Raw genomic sequence first — 19391 nt, forward strand, 5'->3', positions numbered from 1 at the left:
ATCTGAAGTTCCTTCGCGCTGCGCGCTGTTGGCGCGAAGCGAAGGCTGGCAGGATGCCCGGCGACAAGGGGGAGGCGGCATGGATCAACGTCACGGGGCTGCGGCATGGTGCGACCGGACCGGTGCGCCATGACCCCGCTGATTGAACCCCGCGCGGGAGACGCCGAAGACGACGCCAGCAGCACGAAGAAGCGATCACTGTTTGCGATCGCCGGCACGCTGCTCGGCGAGATCAACCTGCCCAAGCTCGCGCTCGCCTGGACCCTGCTCGCCTTACTGCCGGGCGTGCTGCTCGGCGCCGCGCCGCTGCTGCTGACGGCCTGGCTCGAGAGCGTCTCGGGGCGCCTCGGTGCACTGGCGGGGATCGGGCCGCTGTTGGTGCTCGCCTTTGTCGGGGCGCTCGGATTTTATGGTGTGCGTCCGCTCTTCCGCTCCGCCGAACGCAGCTTCTGGTCGCTGAACTCGCTCGTCGTCCAGCCGGGCTACGCGCTCTGCCGCGAGGGACTGCGCCATCTGGCGGAAAGTTTCCTTACCGGGGCCGCCAGCGAGGACCGGCGCGCCAGGCTGAGGGCGGCGAGCGCGCTCGGCGCGGGGCTCGGCGCCTTCGTACTCGCCGGTTCCGTCGCGGCGCTCGCCTGGCCCGCAACGCGCTGGACCGGCGCAATGGCTGATCTGGCCCAGCCGCTGCGGCTTGTCGTACCCGCGCTGGCCAACACCGTGACCGTGATGAGCGCCTACCTCGCGCTGGCCTCGCTGGCCTGGGGGCTTGCCGATGCCACCATGGACCAGCCGCGCGATCTCGCCGTGTTCGACGAGGCCCCGACTGCGGCGCGGCGCTGGCGGGTCGCGCATCTCTCCGACATCCATGTCGTGGGCGAGCGCTATGGCTTCCGCATCGAGAGCGGCCGGGCCGGCCCGCGCGGCAATGAGCGCCTGTGCAGCGTGCTGGCGCGGCTGGCGGAAATCCATGCAAGCGAGCCGCTCGACATGCTGCTGATCACCGGCGACATGACCGATGCCGGCCGCTCGGCCGAATGGGCCGAATGTCTCGATGCGCTCGGACGCCATCCGGAACTCGCCGCGCTGGCCTTCATTCTGCCCGGCAACCACGACGTCAACATCGTCGACCGCGCCAATCCTGCCCGACTGGAACTGCCGACGAGCCCCGGCAAGCGGCTGCGGCAGATGCGGACGCTTTCGGCCATGGCCGCGATCCAGGGCGAGCGCATCCAGGTCCCGGATCGCGAGCGCAAGCGACCCGGCGAGACACTGGCCGCTGCGCTGGAACCTCATCGCGATGCGATCGGGCGCTTCGCCGATGCGGGCAGCCTGCGTCTCTCACGCGGTCTCGCTGCGATCTGGACCGACGTCTTCCCCATGATCCGGCCTCCGGCAGAGCCCGACGGACTCGGCCTGATCCTGCTCAACTCGAACGCCGAGACGCATTTCTCCTTCACCAACGCGCTCGGCCTTGTCGCCGAGGAGGACCTGCAGGCGACGCTCGCCATGCTGAAGGCCTACCCGCAGGCGCGCTGGGTCATCGCGCTGCATCATCATCCGGTGGAATATCCGATGGCGGCGAGCGCCCTCTCCGAACGCATCGGCACGGCGCTGATCAATGGCAGCCGGTTCGTGCGCAAGCTCGGGCCGATGGCGCATCGGCTCGTCGCGATGCACGGGCACCGCCACATCGACTGGATCGGCCGCTGCGGCCGGCTGACGATCGTATCCGCCCCTTCGCCGGTGATGGAAGCGACGGATGACCAGCCGACAGGCTTCTACATCCACACGCTCGCAGCCGCCGCCGATGGTGGTCTGGCCCTGCTGCAGCCGCAACGGATCGAGATCGAGCCCGCCGTGGCCCAGAAGCTCACGGCATGACCGGTTCGGGCGGCGGCTGCGTCCTGGCGACCGGCGCACCGAAGATTTCGGCGAGCCACAGGCTCGACGGATGCTGGGCGCAGAAGGATAGCAGGGCGATGGTGATCGGCACGCCGATGAAGGCGCCGAATACGCCCCAGAGATAGCTCCAGAAGAACACCGAGAACAGGACGGTGACGGGCGACATCGCCAACGCGCTTCCGGCGACGCGCGGCTCGACATAGCTGCCGACGATGAACTGGATGAGGTTCAGGCAGGCGAACACCGCGATGACCGCCTGCCAGGAGCCGAACTGCGTGATTGCGAACACGGTCGGGAACACCGTCGCGACGAGCGGGCCGAGGAAGGGGATGTAGTTCAGCGAAAACGCGATGAACCCCCATTCTTCCGCCAGAGGCAGGCCGACCAGGCGTGCAAAGGCCCAGACCAGGCAGCCGGTGATAACGCTCATAAGTGTCCGAACCAGCATGTACCGGCGGATCTTGGCTGCCGTGTCAGCGCTTCCCGCCGAGAGCAGGCGCCCGACATCGCGGTTGCGCATCGCGGCGAGCCTGCCGCCGAAATCATCGACCTCGAGCAGGCCGAGGATCACATAGACCAGCACCACCAGCCAGAAGCTCATCGTGGTGTTGAGGCGGCCGGTCACCGTCTGCGCCGTGCGCAGCACCCAACTCATGTTGAAGTTCTCGGACCAGACTCCGGCGACCGCGATGCCGTGGCCTTCGAGCCAGAGCGTAATCTGGTCATAGAACTGCTGGAAGCGGCCCGCATCCGCCACGATCCAGCGGCCGACGCGACCGAAGGCCCAGACGATCAGCGAGCCGAAGGCACAGAAGGCTATGACCATCACCACGACGCTGATCGCAAGCGCCAGCAGTCGCGGCAGCACCGCCTGCAGGGAGCGTTGCAGCGGCGCGACGAGAGCGATGATGAAGAGCGCGAACGCCACCGGCGCGAAGACCGAGCTCGCGACGGAAAGGGCCGCGATCGTCGAGATCACGGCGATCAGCACAAGCGCGCCGCTTTGGGTGTTGCCAGAAGTCATCGAGATTCCTGTGAGATGCCACGGGCCTGGGGGGCGCGGACCCGCCCTGCCAACGCCCAAAATCTTGTTTGCGGGCCGGGAGGCGTCAAGGCGACTTCACCAGCCCGGAGAAACCAGCCACCGCCAGGAGGCTGAGCGCCCATCCGACGACCGACTGGAAATAGAAATAGTTCAGCGCCAGGGCGCCGCCGCGCTCCGCGGACTCCGGGCGCCAGAAGGATTTCTGTCCCATGTCCAGCACGGGCAGCAGCGCATCGAGCGAATACATCCACGGATTGAACGCCGGATAGCTCGACGCTTCCCATTGCTGACGGAAGCAGGCGAGCTGGCTTTGGCCGGGCTTTGCCTGCCCATCGGCGAGCTGGCGCGTCGAGACCAGCAGGCGCTGCTCGTTCTGGCTGAGCCCGCACAGGGTCCATTCCGGCGCGCGCAGCACCACGGGGCTGTTCGGCTTGAAGGCGCCCCGCGCTTCGGCATTCGCAAAGATGCCGACGCCGACGGCCCAGAACAGCACCAGCCAGGCCAGTGCCAGCAACGGATGGCGCCCATATGCGACCGTGATCGCGAGCACGCCGTCGACCACGGTCAGGGTCGCCCGCCACAGCGGGTTCGCCGCGCGCTGGCGCCGCGCCCTGCGCTGCAGGTGCTCCTTGACGATGAGCACCCGGCGCGCATCCTCGCCATGCCCCATCTCGCGGAAGACGGCGGCGAGATGCTCATAGGGCTGCGGCCAGAAATCCTCGCCCCAGCGCTCTGGCGTCTGGCGGGAGAGCCAGTCGAGCCGGCTCTTGGCGTCGACCGGTCCGTCGATGAAGGCGCCGTAGCGGCACCGGTTGAGCAGCAGGTCGCCGTTGCCGGGCCAACTCGACGGCTCGTCATGAATCGTGCCGATCGAGGCGCCGGTCATTCCGAGCGTGCCGTTGATCGCAGCGCCGCCACGCAGAAACAGGGCGCCCTGCACGACGGTCCGGCTGATGTCGATCGCGACCTGCCCGGCGTGGCTGAAGCTGCCGCCCGAGCAGTCCATGTCGCCGCTGATCTGGGAAGCGACGAACCGGACCTCGCCTTCGATGCGGGTGTTGCGCAGCACGACGGCGCCTCGCACCTCGCTGGCGCCGGCTTCGATCGCCGCGGCATCGTCTCGCGCCACGACCGCCCCTGCGCAGTCGAAATCGGCGTCCAGCTGCGCACCGGCGAGATTGATACCGCCGCGCAGATGTACGCCGCGCAGCATGACGTTGCGCGCTTCGAGGCTATTGGCATTCAGGGCGAAACCGCGCGTCGTGCGGATCGTCGCGCCGTCGCATTCGAGGTTTCCGCCAAAACGCGACTGCGCGATGTTGACCGCTTCGGTTACCTCGGCGCCGCGCAGATAGACGCCGCCGCGGGCCTCGAGCCGCTCGGCCTGGAGGCCCGGCAGGAAGGAACCGTCGAGGAAGAGGCGATTGATGATCGCGGCCCGCAGCACGGGCGCCGCCTCGAAGCGGCAATCGCTGAGCCCGATGTCGTAGGGCACGCGGCAGGCTTCGAGATCGAGTATGCCCGTGATCCATGCGCCGCTGACCCGCACGCCCTTCTCGTGCGGCCGGCAGCCATCCTCGCCGCCAAGCATCAGAAACCGCAGGAAAGTCGCGCGGACCTCTCGCGTCGGGTCCGCGCCTTCCGGGCGCGAGCCGTCCCCGAGCCGATCGAAATTGCCGGAGAGGAGGCGCGCGATGACCTCCTCCTCCGCCGGCAGGAGAGGGCGGAAATCGTCCAGGCGCACCGAGGCGACTGGCCGGTAGGCCCAGCCGCCTTCCGCTCCGGTGGCCCAGGCGCCGGTCACGACGTCGCCGGCGCCGTGGCTGCCTGCGTCTGGGCCGCTGCGAGCGCCTCGCGCAGCGCCGCCTCCTTTGTCTCGTCGAAGGACGTCTGCATCAGCACGCCGCCGATGCCCTTGAGGTCTGCCAGGACCTTGTCGGTCGTCATCTTGCGGATGAGCAGGAATAGGCCGGCCGTGTCGGGCTGCAGCGCTCCGGCCGCATCCTTCATGAATTGGTCATTGATGCCGATGTCGGTCATCTTGCCACCGAGCGCCCCCGACGCCGCGCCAAGCGCCGTGCCCAGCAGCGGCACCAGGAAGATGAAGCCGATCAGCGTGCCCCAGAGCGCGCCCGAGGCCGCCCCCGTCGCCGTGAGGTTGACCATCTGGTTGAGCTTGACGTGTCCCTCCTTGTTCTTGACGACGACAACGGCATCGCCGAGTTCGATGAGGTATTCGCGCTGCAGCGAGAGCACCTTCTGGCGCACCTCCTCCGCTTTCTGCTCGGTGGGGAACGCGATGAAAACCAGGTCGCTCATGATGATCTCCTTGGGTTGTGAACGTCGATTTCGTCGGGCTTGCCGCCCGCTCAGGCCGCCACGGCGGCCCGGCCGATGAGGAATTCGGCCAGCAGGGGCACCGGCCGTCCGGTGGAGGCCTTGGCCTCGCCGGAGACCGACGCCGTGCCGGCGATGTCGAGATGGGCCCAGGGATAGGCCTTGGCGAAGCCCGAGAGGAAGCAGGCGGCGGTGATGGCGCCTGCTGCGTGCCCGCCGAAATTGGTGGTGTCGGCGACATTGCTGTCGAGCAGACCGAGATAGTCGTCCCACATCGGCAGCTGCCAGGCGCGATCTCCGGACATGCCGCCGCAGCGCAGCAACTCGGCCGCAAGCGCGTCGTCATTGGCGAAGAGACCGCTGGCGTGCGAGCCTAGCGCGACCACGCAGGCCTCCGTCAGCGTGGCGATGTCGATGACGCAGGCCGGTTTGAAGCGCTCGGCATAGGTCAGCACGTCACAGAGAAGCAGGCGGCCCTCGGTATCGCGCGAGCGGATTTCGATCGTCTGACCCGACATCGAGGTGACGATGTCGCCTGGCCGGCTCGGGGGGCTGCCCGGCATGTTCTCCGCAGCGGCGACGAGCCCGACGACATTCACAGCCAGCCCGAGCCGCGCGACCGTCTGCATAACGCCCAGCACGCTGCCCGCGCCGCTCATGCTGAACTTCATCTCGTCGGGATCGGCGTCGGGCCTCAGCGGCATGCCGCCGATATCGAAGGTGATACCCTTGCCGACGAGTACGATCGGCTTGCTCCGCGAACGGCGGGCATTGCAGCGCATCACGATCAGCTTGCACGGATTGGCAGAGCCACGCCCGACCATCAGGAAGGCGCCCATGCCGAGCTTCTCGATGTCGTCGCGCTCCAGCACCTCGACCTCGAAGCCGAAATCGGCGCCCATCTGTTTGGCCGTGCCGGCGAGGAAAGCCGGCGTGCAGATGTTGCCCGGCAGGTTGCCGAGATCCTTCGCCAGCGCGATGCCCTCGGCGACCGCGATCCCCTGTCGCAACGCCACCACGACCTCGGAGGTCAAGGCCTGCGGGATCAGCAGCATTATGCTGCGCAGATGACGCGCCTTGACCTTGCCCCGGCCGTGCGCGGCCCCGGGAAGAACGAAGCTGTAACCGCCATCCGCCAAAATCCGCCCGGCCTGTTGCACCCGCCAGCCCAGGCTACGCAGCGGCACCTCGAGCTCGGCGAGCGTCACGACCGCTTCCGCCACGACGCTCTCGGTCAGCACGCGCGCGGTCGCTGTCAGCGCCTGCAGATAGACCCTGTCCGAGAAAGCCTCCACCGGGCCGAGGCTGACAAGCAGGACGCGCGAAGCGGCGCCGCCCGGCACATGGTGGATCATCAGCGTCGAGCCGGGCGCGGCGCCGAGTTCGCCGCGCGACACGATGCGCGAGAGCTTGCCGTCGAGCAGCCGGTTGACCGCGCGGGCCGAGCCCGTCAGTGGCCCGTCGCTGAACGCCCCAACCACGAGAAGCTCCGTCTCGAGCTTGTCGGCGCCTCCGGCCGCCGGCACGATCTCCACAGAGTTCATCCACGAGGACATCATCGGGTCACTTGCCTGGAGGAAATGGGGCTCGCCTTCTCGACTGGAATCAGGATGGCTGGCGGGCTGTCCGTCAGCCGGGCGTTGCCGCTGGCAGCTGGACGATCCGCTGGCCGGGATGAAGCACCTGGATGCCCCCGGAGACGACGATCTCGCCCGGCTCCAGCCCCTGAGACAGGATGACCGTGCCGGGGTCGAAGCGCAGGATGTCCACCTTGCGCAGCGAGACGGTGGATTTCGCGGGATCGACGATCCAGACAGCCGGCGCCGTGCCCGATTGCGTCAGCGCGCTGGCCGGAATCGAGATGATCCTCGCCGATGCCGTCTCCATCCGTCCGACGATGGTCGAACCCAGCCGCATCGCCTCGGGCGGATCCTGCAGGCCCACCCTGACCTGGAAGGTCCGCGTCACCGGATCGGCCTGCGGCGCGATCTCGCGCACGCGCCCATAGGCCGTCACGCCTGGCGCATCGGCCAGCGACACGCGGATGAGCCTGTCCGCCGCCTTGGTTTCAAGCAGGCGCGCCGGCACGTTGAAGACCGCGTCCCGCCCATCGTCGCGCGCGACGACGACGACGGCCTGCCCCGCCTGCACCACTTCGCCCGGCTCGACGCTGCGTGCCGTGACGACGCCGGCGGCGTCGGAGCGCAGCTCGGTGAAGCCGAGCCGGTCCTGCGCCAGTTCGGCCTGAGCCTCCGCATCCTCGAGACGCGCCTGCGCGGTTTCCTGCGCCTTCAGTGCCGCGTCGAAGCGCGGACGGGTGGTGAAGCCCTGTCCCATCAGCCGCTCCTGCCGCTCGAAGGTATTGCGAGCCGTGTCGACCTCGCCCCGTGCCGCTTCGAGCGCCGCTTTCGCTGCCGCAAGCGCATTGCGCTCGATCGTCGGATCGAGCCGCGCGATGACCTGCCCGGCAGCGACGCGGTCGCCGACATTGGCTGCGCGTTCCGCGACGCGCCCACTGATGCGGAAGCCGAGGGAAACATTCTTTTCGGCCTGAATCTCGCCGCTGAGCCGGATATCGCTTTCGAGCTTGCCGGCCTCGACCTTGACCACGCTGACGGGACGCCCCGCCGTCTGTGCCGGCTTGTCGCTCTCGCCGCAGCCGGCGAGCAGCAGGAGGCCGCCTGCCGCAAGGATGCGGCCGGCCCTGCGGTTGCGCTTCATCGGAGTGATGTTCATCGCGAAGCCCTCGCAGTCGCGGCCGCAGGGGCGGCGGCAGGCTTGGGAGTGGCAGACTTGGGAGCGGCGGGCTTGGGGTTCGCCGCACCCGGCGCGGGCGGGCTCGCGCCGAAGACGGTGACATAGAGCACAGGCAGCAGCACGAGGGTCAGGACCGTCGCGACCAGCAGGCCTCCCATGATGGCGAAGGCCATCGGTCCCCAGAACACCGTCGGCGCGATCGGGATCATGCCGAGCACTGTCGAGATCGCCGTCAGCACGATCGGCCGGAAGCGCGTGCTCGCCGCATCGAGCGCCGCCTCGACGACGCTCTTGCCGGCGGCCCGCTCGTCCTCGATCTGTCCGACGAGGATGACGGCGTTCTTGGTGATGATGCCGATCAGCGCCAGGATGCCGAGCAGCGCCACGAAGCCGAGCGGCTTGCCCGCGAGCAGGAGTGCGCCGACGACGCCGATCAGGCCGAGCGGCGCAATGCTGAGCACCACGCCCAGCAGGCGGAAGCTGCGCAACTGCATCATCAGCACCGTGAACATGATCAGCAGCATCACGGGCACCACGGCCATGACCGAGTCCTGAGACTTGGCGCTTTCCTCGACCGTGCCTCCGACGGCGATGCCATAGGCCGGCGGCAGCGTCTTGCGCAGTTCGTCGATCTTCGGCGTCAAGGCGGAGACCACGGTCTCCGGCAGAATGCCGGGCTTGACGTCGGCTGCGACGGTGAGGTTCGGAACCCGGTCCCGCCGCCAGATCAGCGGCGCATCCTGCCCGTAGCTGAAGGTGACGAATTGCGAGAGCGGGACAGAGCGCCCGCCCGGCAGCGCCACCTGCATCGTGCGCAGCGTCTCCAGCGAGACGCGATCGGCATCCTGGGCCCGCACGACGACGTCGACGAGATAGATTTCGTCCCGGATCTGGGTCACGACCGTGCCGGAAACGACGGCGTTGATGATCGTGGCAAGGGCCTGCGAACTCAAGCCGAGCCGACGCGCCTCGTCCTGGTCGACGCGCAGCCGCAGTTCGCGCGCGGGCTCGATCCAGTCGAAGTTCACCTGGTCGGCCATCGGGTTCGCCGCGATGACCTGCGCGAGCTTCATCGCGATGGTGCGGACTTCGGCGATATCGGGCCCGGTCACGCGGTACTGCACCGGCCAGCCCACGGGCGGGCCGAGTTCCAGCGGATAGACGCGCGCCACGACGTTCGGGAATTCCTTGGCGAGCAGGGCTTCCAGCTTGGCCTGGAGCCGGTCGCGCGCCTTGACGTCCTTGGCGACGATCACCGCCTGGCTGAAGAAGTTGTTGGGAAGCTGCGCGTTGAGCGGCAGGTAGAACCGGATCGCCCCGCGACCGACATAGGTGCTCCAGCGCTCGACATCCGGGTCGCCCTTGAGAGCCGCATCGAAGCGCGCGCTCATCTGCTCGCTTGCATAGATCGACGCGTTCTGCGGCAGCGTCAGGTCGGCGAGCAACTCGGGCCGGTCGGAGGCCGGGAAGAACTGGCGCGGCACCAGCGGCAGCGCCAGCACCGAGGCAACGAACAGCGCGATTGTGACGCCGATGGTGATCCAGCGCAGGCGGATCGCGCCCGACAGCATGCGCCGGAAACCCGCCTCGACGCGCCCCGGCCCTTTCGAGGCGTCGGGCTTGGGAGCCTTCAGCATAGCCATGCCCAGCACCGGCGCGAACACCACTGCGACGAACCACGAGACCACGAGCGCGATGCTGACGACGGCGAAGAGCGTGAAGGTGTATTCGCCGGCCGAACTCGCCGCGAAGCCGATCGGCACGAAGCCCGCGATCGTCACTGCCGTGCCGGCGAGCATCGCCACCGCGTATTTCTCGAAGGCGAAGGTCGCGGCTTTTCGTTTCTCGTCGCCGGCGGCGAGCCGCGTCACCATCGCGTCGGTCGTAGTCATCGCGTCGTCGACCAGAAGCGCGAGCGCGATGATCAGGGCGCCGAGCGAGATGCGCTGCATGTCGATGCCCGCAACGTCCATGCAGGCGAAGACGACGGCGAGCGTCAGCGGGATAGAGAGCGCCACGACGAGGCCCGGACGCACGCCGAGGCTGATGAAGCTCACCACCATGATGATGGCGATCGACTGCCACAGCGAGGTCATGAAGTCGTCGATGGCGTGGTCGACGGTCACGGCCTGGTCGGCGACGAGGCGCGGCTCGATGCCGAGCGGCAGGTTGGCGGTGATCTCCGCCATCGCCTTCTTGATGTTGCGGCCGAGCGCGAGGATGTCGCCGCCGTCGCGCATAGCTATGCCGAGGCCGATCGCCTCCTGGCCGTTGACGCGGAACATCGGCTGCGGCGGATCGGAATGGCCGCGCCGGACCGTGGCGATGTCGGCAAGGCGCACCATGCGGTCGCCGACCGGAAAATTCACGTTGAGCAGGTCCGCTTCCGACTGGAAGGCGCCCGAGACGCGCAGCGAGAGCGTCTCGTCCTGTGTCTGGATCGCGCCGGCCGGGCGCACCACGTTCTGGCTCTGCAGGGCGCCGAGCAGCATACCGCGGTCGATGCCGAGATTTGCGAGCTCGCGCACCGAGAACTCGACGAAGATGCGCTCGTCCTGCGCGCCGATGATCTCGATCTTGGAGACGTCGGGCACAAGCAGCAGCCGCGAGCGGGCGGCTTCCACATGGTCGCGCAACTCGCGCCCGGTGAAACCGTCGGAGGTGAAGCCGTAGATGATGCCGAACGTGTCGCCGAAGCGGTCGTTGAAGAAAGGCCCGAGCGTGCCTTGCGGCAATGTGTGACGGACATCGGCGACGAGGTTGCGCACCCGATACCAGGTGTCCTGCACGTCGCGGGCGGGAATGGACTGCTTGAGATTGACGAAGATGGTGGTGACGCCGGGCGTGGTGTAGCTGCGCACCGTGTCGAGCCCAGGTGTCTCCTCGAGCTGACGTTCCAGTCGCTCGGTCACCTGCTTCAGCGTGTCCTCCATCGTCGCGCCGGGCCAGGCCGCCGAGACGACCATCGACTTGATGACGAAGGAGGGATCCTCGTTGCGCCCAAGCCGATAGAAGGCGAGCAGCCCGGCCAGCACCGCTATGATCATCAGATAGATGACGATGGAGCGGTTCTTCAGGGCCCAGTCGGAGAGATTGAACCTCATTGCGCTTCCGCTCCGGCCAGCCGCACGAGCTGGCCTTCCTTCAGCAGGCCAGCTCCCGCAGTCACCACGATGTCGCCGAACGCCAGCCCCTTGCCGATCAGTGCTGTCGCGGGATCGCTGCCGAGCACGTCGAGCTTGCGCAGCGAGACCGTCAGGGCGGTGGGATCGACGATCCAGACGCCGGGTTCGCCCCCGCGCTGTGTCAGGGCTGCAGCGGGAATCGCGATCGCGCTCTCCTGAGCGCCGCGGATCGTACCCGTCACCGCCGTCCCGAGCCGGAACGAAGCCGGCGGATCGGCCAAGCCGACGCGGACCCGAAAGGTTCGCGTCACCGGGTCCGCCTGCGGCGCCACTTCGCGGACGCGGCCGGGCACCGTGGCAGCAGTCGCCTCTCCGGTGAGCGAGACATAGACCCGGGCATCAGGCTGCAGCGCCCGCACCCGGTCGGCCGGTACCTCGAACACGGCGTCGCGGCCTTCGCGTCGCGCCAGTTGAGCGATCATTCGGCCTGCCGGCACCACCTCGCCCGGCTCAGCGCCGATGCGGGTGACGACGCCGGGCGCATCTGCCTTGAGGGTCGTGAAGCCGACGATGTCCTCAGCGGTGCGTACGCGAGCCTGCGTCGCGTCGACCTGCGCCTGCGCGGCCCGGCGACCCTGTTCGGCCGCCTCGAAATCGGCTTGAGTCGTGACATTGCGGGCGAGCAGATGGGTCTGGCGCTGAAGCTGGTTCTCCGCCTTGCGCAACTGGCCCTGTGCGGCGGTCAGCGCCGCCTGGGCCGAGCGCAATTCGTTGAGCTCGTTCTCGGGGTCGAGCCTGGCGACGACCTGGCCTTCCTTGACGGTAGCGCCGACGGCGACGTTGCGTTCTGCGAGCCTCCCCGCAATCCGGAAAGACAGCGCGGCCTGATCCTCCGCCTCGATATGCCCGGTGAAACTTGTGTCCGCCACGGGAGGCATCGGCTGGACCGTCACCGTCCGCACCATTCGGATCGGTGGTGGTGGCGCATCCTCGCTCTGGCAACCTGCCGAGGCGAGGGCGATGCCTGCGAGCCCGATGATCGACAGTGTTCTGGGTGCAAAGAGACTTGGTACAATGACCTTTGGCGCAAGAACCGCACGGCCGACAGGAAATCTTCCGGACAAACCTGCGGCCAGCGGCCCGTTTCCGGGATCTGTTCTCTGTCGCAAGTCCCTCGGATCCATCGCAATCGTCCTCTGGCCGCCACCGGAGACAAGTTGGGAACCCGGGCGCGCGACATCAGCCGCACAGTCTCCGAGCGGCAGGGCTGGACGCTAGCAACTGTCCCGAAAGCGCGGATGAGCTCAGAATCCCAACTCTGGGCTGGTCATCCCATTTTTGCTGGAGGCCTAAGCGACGCTCGTGGCGCCCCCCCGAAACGGGCTTGTCCTGGCGAGAGCGACCGCGACCGGCAGCAGCAGACACAGGCCGAGAACGGCGGTCGCAGCCATCAGGAGATAGACGCCTTCGCCCCAGGTCGTGTAGAGCGCACCCGCGAGCGAGGTGAGCAGTGCCATGGCCCCCGCCCAACCAGCGGCGAGCCATGTCTGGGCCTGGGCCTGGAGCGTAGGTGGTGCGAAGCGGGCGAGCAGGAACACGCTGCACAGATGCGTCGCGCCGAAGCTCACGCCGTGCGCGAGCTGCAGCACGATGAGCCCGGCGAAGTTGGGATCGAAGGCCATGCCCGTCCAACGCAGGGCCGCCACCGCAGCACTCGCGACCAATAGGCCCGCCGCGCCCACCGGGCCCCGGATCATGTAGCCGACGAAGCAGAAGAACAGCATTTCGCCTGCGATCCCGGATGCCCACAGTGCGCCCGTGGCAGCCCCGGAGAAACCAATCTGCTGCCAGTGAAGGCTGCTGAAGCCGTAAATGGCGGCATGGCTTGCCTGGACGAGCGCGGCCCCCGCAATCGTGAGGGCGAGCAGGTCGGGTCGGCCAGGCCCGGCGATCCCCTCGGTTGGAGCCTGCGGCCGTTCCGGGGTCGCGGTCCTCGATACGAGCAGTGCGGCGAGCGCCGTTGCGAGCGCGGAGACCAGCAGCATTCCGATGATCGAGGACGCCGGCAGCCAATCCAGGAGCCAGCCAGCCGATATGTTCGCCAGCGCGAAGCCCGCGGAGCCCCACAACCGCAGCCGGCCGTAGCGATGTGCGCCATCCGGAAGATGGTCGAGTCGACCGAGCGTCACCGCATCGGTCAGAGCAATCAGCGGGCCCTGCGCGAAGCCGATGGCGATGACAAGGAGCAGGATCGGCCAAAATCCGCGCGCGAGCGCGAGCATCCCGATTCCGACCGTAACCGCGACCGCGCAGGCGAAGAGCAGCCACGTCATCCGCCCGCCGCGATCGGCCAACGCCCCGATGGCTGGATTCGCGACGATGCGTGTCAGCAGCGGCGCCGCCAGCACGATCCCGATCGCTTCGGGCGTCAACGACTGATCATGCAGCCATAGCGGGAAAAAGGGCAGGTTGACGCCGAGTTCGAAGAACAGGGCGCCATAGAGAAAGGACAAGCGCCGGGCCGGCAGACTCACGCGATCACCTCGCCACTCGCATGGCTAAAGCGCCAGGGGGTTCAGCGAGGGATAGCCTTCGTCGTGAACAGCGTTCGCAGTGTCGCCATACAGCCTGACGGCGAGCGGGGCCGGCTGACCTTGCGGTTCCGGCGGCAAGGCCAGACCGCGCTCGCGCACTTCGCTTGGGCTGTAGCCAAACTCGCGGCGGAAGGCGCGGCTGAACGTCGAGTGATCGGGAAAGCCGACCTCGCTGCCAATGAGATGAATATACATGGCACTGCGCAGTCCCGCCAGTTGCCGATGTGCCTCGCGCAGGCGTTCGCGGTTGATGAAGTGGGCGACGCCACCATTGTGCTCAAACAGCCGGTAAAGTTTCGACCGCGACATCGCCATCAGCCGGGCGAGCGCTTCCGGGCCGAATTCCGGCGAGGCCATGTTCTGGCGGATCACCAGCCGGGCACGGTCGATCAGCAGCGATGACAGCGGCATCTGCGCTGCCTCGGCCCGGTCGGTCCGCGGGGCAATGCAGGCGCTGACCAGGGCACGCGTGGCAACGGCCAGGCCCTCTCCGTGGTCGGCGGAAATATGGGGGAGCTGTCGGGCCAGATGATCCATGAAGCCGGCCAGCACCGAACCGAGTTCGGGGCGAATTTCGAGGTCATGCGCTCGCTCGAAGTCTCCGGCCTCGTCACGACAGAGGTCGCGCGGCAGAAACAGTGTCAACACCTCGGAATCGCTCGCACCTCCTTCGAAGGGCAGCGCCAGGGAGCGAAAGCTGAGCGCATCGCCCGCCATAAGAGTCGGTGCGACCACGGGTTCATCGCGGCCAGGGGCCTGCGAATGGGCGAGCACGACGCACCAGTGATCGAGGAAGGAGCGCGGCCGATGCTTCCAGCGGCGCGGCGGGGTGCCGGAATAGACCGCCCGGGACATTATTATGTCACCGAATGTCCAGGACGAGAATTCTGCTGCAAATCCTTGCGATGCCTCAGGCGTCCGCTGAAGCTCTATGATATCCGACAGCAGAGTTCGCCACGCGTCGAATTGATCTTCGGGTGCGAGATCTTTCGTCGAGAAAGTTCCCGGAAAAATCGGGGGCACCGGCGGATTTACCTGGCCGGAAGATAGCGCCGTCAAGAGACCCTCCATCTGTTATTGGGGGCGGTTTTTAAATAATATTAATTCAGAAAGCGATTGGAGGCTTAGTTCATTCGGCTCAATCAGGGCGCTCAACTTGCGCATTCTAATATATAGGCGGACATAATTTCCGCTCACAAGTGCATACCGATTGACCTAGGTCAATTCGTTCGGGCAGCGGGCACATCGAAGATCAGGATCGGCGCCGTCACAAGCAAGCTCGCCGCCGAGCCGAGTGTGCTTGCCGCGGCCATCGGGACGGAAACATCCGTGTCCGTGATCACCTGCCCCTGCAGCAACCTGTCGCCGATCAGCCGCACGGCATCGGGGCTGGCGGCAAAGAGGTCGTGATTGATGCGGTCGCCGGAGCCCAGCGCGCTCAAATCCAGGACCGTGAGGCCGGAAAGACCGGCCAGTTCGCGCTGATATTCAGCCCGCGTCAGATCGATCGCGCCCAGCCGCGCCGCACCTTGAGAGATGAACTGCGAGAGCTGAAGCGCCCTGTCGTTCTGGGAGACGAAGAGGGTGATATGCGGACGCTGCGCGCCCATGTCCTCGACCTGACGCCTGAAGACCCCGACATCGAGATCCGGCGAGGCGAGGATCAGATTGGTGATCTTGCGCGGAACGCCGCGCTGCTTGAGCGCGACCTGCTTGACGGCCTCGACCGCCAGCCAGCTCCCCATCGAGTGGGCTAGGATTACGATTTCGCCCACCGTCGGGCTGCTGACCGCCGCCTCGAGCAGCCCCGCCAGATCCGAGCGGGCATAGGATGCGTTGTCCAGGTCACGCTTGTAGTCCAGCAGTCGCCCGCGGGATGGCCAGGAGAACAGCACCGGGGCGGCATCCGCATCAGCGTCGTGGGTGAGCTGCGCGAAGCGGAATACCGCTCTGTCGAAGGGGGTGTTGAAGCCGTGCACGAAGACGAAGGCGCGGCGCTTGCGCAAGCCCGGACCGGCAAACCACTTCACGACATCGGGCTTCGCGACCGGCGAGACCGCGTTGACCACGAAATCCGTCGCTGGGTTTCCGGGCGCCGAGCGCGGCAGCTGGATCGTGCCGACCTGTCTGTCCTTGGGCAGAGAAACGACGATGCTGGAGAAGGAGACACCTTCGCCGCGATCGCCTCCGAACAGGACCGCAGGATTGTCCGCCGGTGCGCGCGTTGTCGCCGCGAGCATATGCACGCGAGTTGTCCCGGGCACTGGCGCAACGGGCTGCAGCAGCCCTGCCGGGGCCGAGGCGCAGGCGCCTAGCCCTCCCGCTAGCAGGAGCATCGCCACACGGCTCTGCTTGCCAAAATTCATGCCCGCCATCGTCCGCAATCTCCCGGACACCGAGGCGAACCGAACGCGGCGACGCACCCAACGCCCTGCGGCTGCAGTCATAGCGCGCATCGCATCCCCCCGCCTGTCCTGAATCTGCAGGCGTAGGAACTCGCCTTCAACCGCAAAAAAAACCCACCGTCAGGTGGAGACATCCATCTGAAGCTTGCCGGTGCGGGATGCGACAGGCGGTCTGTTCGGTCAAGAGCTCGGCGCTGGAAACGGGGTTTAGCTGCCAAGTTTGGGACAGCCGGCCCACGTTTTGGGATTCTGTGCCGATGCCCTCTGCGCCCGGCGAACTAAGTTCGCCCGATCGCACTCGGACTCCCGTTCGATGCGGCCGAAGCGCGTTGCGGCTCGGTGACTGGCACATCCTGAGTATTGGGGGAACAGCAGACATGGCCGCCACGAGCGTCGCACCGAAGACGGTAATGCAAAGATTTCTCGATGGCGTCGAACGCGTCGGGAACATGGTCCCCCATCCGGTCGTCATCTTCCTGATCCTGATCGGCATCGTCATCGTGCTGTCCGCCGTGCTGGGTGCGCTCGGCGCCGCCGTAACGTTCGACCGCATCAACGCCGAAACCCACCAGATCGAGAAGGCGACGACCGAGATCCGCAGCCTGCTGAACCGGGACGGTATCCGGTTCCTATATGCCTCGCTGGTTCCCAATTTCATGAGCTTCACGGCGGTCGGCTTGATGATCGCGGCCATGATCGGCGCCGGTGTCGCCGAGGAATCGGGCCTCGTCACCACGCTGATCCGCAAGCTGGTCGCGGTGTCGCCGCGCTGGGCGCTGACCTACATCCTCGCCTTCGTCGGCATCATCGCCAGCATCGCAGCCGATGCCGGCTATCTCGTGCTGATCCCGCTCGCTGGCGTCGCCTATCTTGCCGTCGGCCGCCACCCGCTTGCCGGCCTGGCGCTGGGCTTCGCCGCGGTTGCCGGCGCCTTCACGGTCAACATGCTGATCAAGCCGCTCGACGCCGTGCTGGTCGAGTTCACCAACGACGCTGCTCATCTCGTCGACCCCAACCGCTCTATCGGCCTGGCCTCCAACGTCTGGTTCTCGTTCGCCTCGGTGCTGTTCCTGACGGTGATCATCGCTTTCATCACCGACCGCATCATCTCGCCCCGCCTCGGCGTCTACGATCCCAAGCTTGCCGGCGATGGCGGCGTCGCTCAGCAGAGCACCACGCTCTCCGACGCGGAGGCGCGCGGCCTGCGCTTCTCGCTCTACGGGCTGATTGGGCTCATCGTAGTCTTCGGCCTGCTTACCATCCCGTCGGGGGCCCCGCTGCGCAATCCGACGACCGGCGAGCTGATCGGCAACTCGCCGTTCATGAACGGGCTGATCGCGCTGATCATGCTGATGTTCCTGACCACGGGCTGGATGTACGGCATCGGCGCCGGCACGCTGCGCACGCTGACCGAGGTCATCGCCGCGATCGAGAAGTCGATCAAGAATCTCGGCGGCACGATCTTCCTGTTCTTCGTCCTCAGCCAGTTCGTCGCCTACTTTACCTACACCAACATGGGCACCGTGATGGCGCTCAGCCTGTCGGGCGTGCTGCAATCGGCCAATATCGGCGCGCTGCCGCTGCTGCTCGGCTTCATCGTCGTCGTCGCGATCATCGACCTTCTCCTGACCGGCGCGATTGCCAAATGGGCGATCTTCGCCCCGGTCTTCGTGCCGCTGCTGATGAAGCTCGGCGTCGAGCCCGAGGCGGTGCTTGCCGCCTACCGCGTCGGTGACTCGCCGATGAACGCGATCACCCCGCTCAACGCCTATTTCGCCCTCGTCGTAGGCTTCGCCCAGAAATACGACAAATCCGCCGGCGTCGGCACGATCGTCTCGATGATGCTGCCCTATGTCATGTGGATGTTCGTGCTCTGGACCGCGCTCTTCGCAGTCTGGAAGGCGCTAGGCCTGCCCTGGGGCCTGTGAGCCCCCACCAACCCTGAAGACAAGCCAGGCCCTGCCTTCGGATTTGGGCCCAATTCTGGATGGATGTCATGAGCACTGCCAATGTCCCGCTCGATGTCGAGGCGGCAATCGACCACCTGATGACCTTCCTCTCGGTCGAGGGCGTCACTGGCCAGGAGGCGGCGATCGCCGCAGCCGTCAGCGACGCGCTCAAGAAGGTCGGCGTGCCGGCTTCCGCAATCCGGTTCGACGACGTCAACACGCGCATTCCGGTGCCGACCCAGACTGGTAACCTGATCGTCGATCTGCCGGGTACGAAGCCCGGCCCGCGCCTGATGTTCTCGACGCATCTCGACACGGTGCCCCTCTGCGCCGGCGCAAAGCCGAAGCGGGAGGGCAATCGTATCGTGTCCGACGGCACGACGGCGCTGGGCGGCGATGCCCGAACCGGGGTGGCGCTTCTGGTGGTGCTTGCCGAGACGCTGCTCAAGCACAAGCTGCCCCATCCGCCGATCACCCTGCTCTTCACCGTGCGGGAGGAGAGCGGCCTGCATGGCGCCCGCGAGCTCAATCCGGCCGATCTCAACGGCCCGGTGATGTGCATCAATGTCGATGGCCAGCTCGCCTCCGAACTGATCATCGGCGCTGTCGGGCAGGAGAACTGGGAGGTCGAGATCAAGGGCCGTGCCTCCCATGCCGGCGTCGCGCCGGACAAGGGCATCTCGGCGACGATGGTGGGTGCGATCGGCCTGGCCGAGGCCCGGGCCGCCGCCTGGTTCGGCAAGGTCGTCAAGGGCAAGGAGTTCGGCAGCAGCAATATCGGCATCTTCGGAGGCAAGGACGGCAAGCCGGCCGGTGACGCGACCAATGTCGTGACCGACTACGCCTTCCTCAAAGGCGAGGCGCGCAGCCCCGAGCTGAGCTTCGCAACGCAGATCGTCGATGGCTTCGAGGCTGCCTTCGCCAAGGCCAAGGCGGCGGTGACGGACCACGAGGGCGAAACCGCCGAGGTCGTCTTCCGCCGTGCCGCTGCCTATCCGCCCTTCAGGCTCGGTGAGGATACGCAGGTGGTGAAGCGCGCCACCCGTGCGCTCGGCCTGCTCGGCATCGAGCCGACCTACATCTTCTCCAATGGCGGCCTCGACGCCAACTGGCTCGACAAGGCCGGCGTCCCGACCATCACGATCGGAGCGGGCCAGGCCGAAATCCATACGATCAAGGAATTCGTGAAGCTCGACGAATACGAGAAGGGTTGCCGGCTCGGCATCCTGATGGCGACGCTTGAGGACTGAGACCTCTTTAATCGGACTGCGGGCGGC

The 19391-nt window shown here is 66.9% G+C and carries 13 protein-coding genes; 3 read left to right on the forward strand and 10 right to left on the reverse strand.

Annotated elements, in window-relative coordinates:
* The first annotated feature begins 129 nt into the window (after window positions 1-129).
* On the forward strand, window positions 130-1881 hold the full coding sequence (locus tag AC1D2L_RS05215; RefSeq protein WP_476844781.1) for a metallophosphoesterase family protein: 1752 nt from the start codon (window positions 130-132) through the stop codon (window positions 1879-1881).
* On the opposite strand, the gene AC1D2L_RS05220 is transcribed toward AC1D2L_RS05215, so the two are convergent.
* The 10 genes from AC1D2L_RS05220 to AC1D2L_RS05265 form a co-directional block, all read right to left on the reverse strand.
* Window positions 1871-2926: an AI-2E family transporter gene (locus tag AC1D2L_RS05220; RefSeq protein ID WP_476844782.1), complete on the reverse strand. Its 1056-nt coding sequence runs from the start codon at window positions 2924-2926 to the stop codon at window positions 1871-1873. The two genes, AC1D2L_RS05215 and AC1D2L_RS05220, sit on opposite strands and share 11 nt — an antisense overlap.
* A gap of 85 nt (window positions 2927-3011) precedes the next feature.
* Window positions 3012-4751 (reverse strand): hypothetical protein, encoded by a 1740-nt coding sequence (locus AC1D2L_RS05225; RefSeq protein WP_476844783.1) that lies wholly within the window; start codon window positions 4749-4751, stop codon window positions 3012-3014.
* Complete coding sequence (locus tag AC1D2L_RS05230; RefSeq protein ID WP_476844784.1) at window positions 4748-5266, reverse strand: DUF1269 domain-containing protein; 519 nt, start codon at window positions 5264-5266, stop codon at window positions 4748-4750. Before AC1D2L_RS05230 ends, AC1D2L_RS05225 begins: the two co-directional genes overlap by 4 nt.
* 50 nt (window positions 5267-5316) lie before the next feature.
* On the reverse strand, window positions 5317-6828 hold the full coding sequence (locus tag AC1D2L_RS05235; protein WP_476844785.1) for a leucyl aminopeptidase: 1512 nt from the start codon (window positions 6826-6828) through the stop codon (window positions 5317-5319).
* Between the two features lie 85 nt (window positions 6829-6913).
* A complete protein-coding gene (locus AC1D2L_RS05240; RefSeq protein WP_476844786.1) occupies window positions 6914-8020 on the reverse strand; it encodes an efflux RND transporter periplasmic adaptor subunit in 1107 nt (368 codons plus the stop codon).
* The gene (locus AC1D2L_RS05245; protein WP_476844787.1) at window positions 8017-11145 is read right to left on the reverse strand and encodes an efflux RND transporter permease subunit; all 3129 of its coding nucleotides are present in this window, start codon (window positions 11143-11145) and stop codon (window positions 8017-8019) included. The genes AC1D2L_RS05240 and AC1D2L_RS05245 overlap by 4 nt, the downstream gene beginning before the upstream one ends.
* The gene (locus tag AC1D2L_RS05250) at window positions 11142-12350 is read right to left on the reverse strand and encodes an efflux RND transporter periplasmic adaptor subunit (protein WP_476844788.1); all 1209 of its coding nucleotides are present in this window, start codon (window positions 12348-12350) and stop codon (window positions 11142-11144) included. Before AC1D2L_RS05250 ends, AC1D2L_RS05245 begins: the two co-directional genes overlap by 4 nt.
* Before the next feature lie 165 nt (window positions 12351-12515).
* Window positions 12516-13700: an MFS transporter gene (locus AC1D2L_RS05255; protein ID WP_476844789.1), complete on the reverse strand. Its 1185-nt coding sequence runs from the start codon at window positions 13698-13700 to the stop codon at window positions 12516-12518.
* A 24-nt stretch (window positions 13701-13724) separates the two neighbouring features.
* Window positions 13725-14819: an AraC family transcriptional regulator gene (locus AC1D2L_RS05260; RefSeq protein WP_476844790.1), complete on the reverse strand. Its 1095-nt coding sequence runs from the start codon at window positions 14817-14819 to the stop codon at window positions 13725-13727.
* A gap of 161 nt (window positions 14820-14980) precedes the next feature.
* Window positions 14981-16135 (reverse strand): alpha/beta hydrolase, encoded by a 1155-nt coding sequence (locus tag AC1D2L_RS05265; protein WP_476844791.1) that lies wholly within the window; start codon window positions 16133-16135, stop codon window positions 14981-14983.
* A gap of 407 nt (window positions 16136-16542) precedes the next feature.
* On the opposite strand from AC1D2L_RS05265, the gene AC1D2L_RS05270 reads away from it, so the two are divergent.
* Together AC1D2L_RS05270 and AC1D2L_RS05275 are read left to right on the forward strand one after the other, a co-directional pair.
* Window positions 16543-18093, forward strand: a complete 1551-nt coding sequence (locus tag AC1D2L_RS05270; protein WP_476844792.1) for an AbgT family transporter — start codon at window positions 16543-16545, stop codon at window positions 18091-18093.
* Window positions 18094-18152: 59 nt separating this feature from the next.
* On the forward strand, window positions 18153-19364 hold the full coding sequence (locus AC1D2L_RS05275) for a M20/M25/M40 family metallo-hydrolase (protein WP_476844793.1): 1212 nt from the start codon (window positions 18153-18155) through the stop codon (window positions 19362-19364).
* Window positions 19365-19391 lie beyond the last annotated feature (27 nt).

The sequence above is a fragment of the Allobosea sp. P1_B10 genome (assembly GCF_056406735.1).

What these genes read in the sequence shown, in the direction of transcription:
- AC1D2L_RS05215 (WP_476844781.1), top strand. Translation starts at nt 130, where the DNA reads ATGACCCCGCTGATTGAACCCCGCGCGGGAGACGCCGAAGACGACGCC.
- AC1D2L_RS05220 (WP_476844782.1), bottom strand. Translation starts at nt 2,926, where the DNA reads ATGACTTCTGGCAACACCCAAAGCGGCGCGCTTGTGCTGATCGCCGTG.
- AC1D2L_RS05230 (WP_476844784.1), bottom strand. Translation starts at nt 5,266, where the DNA reads ATGAGCGACCTGGTTTTCATCGCGTTCCCCACCGAGCAGAAAGCGGAG.
- AC1D2L_RS05235 (WP_476844785.1), bottom strand. Translation starts at nt 6,828, where the DNA reads ATGAACTCTGTGGAGATCGTGCCGGCGGCCGGAGGCGCCGACAAGCTC.
- AC1D2L_RS05240 (WP_476844786.1), bottom strand. Translation starts at nt 8,020, where the DNA reads ATGAACATCACTCCGATGAAGCGCAACCGCAGGGCCGGCCGCATCCTT.
- AC1D2L_RS05245 (WP_476844787.1), bottom strand. Translation starts at nt 11,145, where the DNA reads ATGAGGTTCAATCTCTCCGACTGGGCCCTGAAGAACCGCTCCATCGTC.
- AC1D2L_RS05250 (WP_476844788.1), bottom strand. Translation starts at nt 12,350, where the DNA reads ATGGATCCGAGGGACTTGCGACAGAGAACAGATCCCGGAAACGGGCCG.
- AC1D2L_RS05265 (WP_476844791.1), bottom strand. Translation starts at nt 16,135, where the DNA reads ATGGCGGGCATGAATTTTGGCAAGCAGAGCCGTGTGGCGATGCTCCTG.
- AC1D2L_RS05270 (WP_476844792.1), top strand. Translation starts at nt 16,543, where the DNA reads ATGGCCGCCACGAGCGTCGCACCGAAGACGGTAATGCAAAGATTTCTC.
- AC1D2L_RS05275 (WP_476844793.1), top strand. Translation starts at nt 18,153, where the DNA reads ATGGATGTCATGAGCACTGCCAATGTCCCGCTCGATGTCGAGGCGGCA.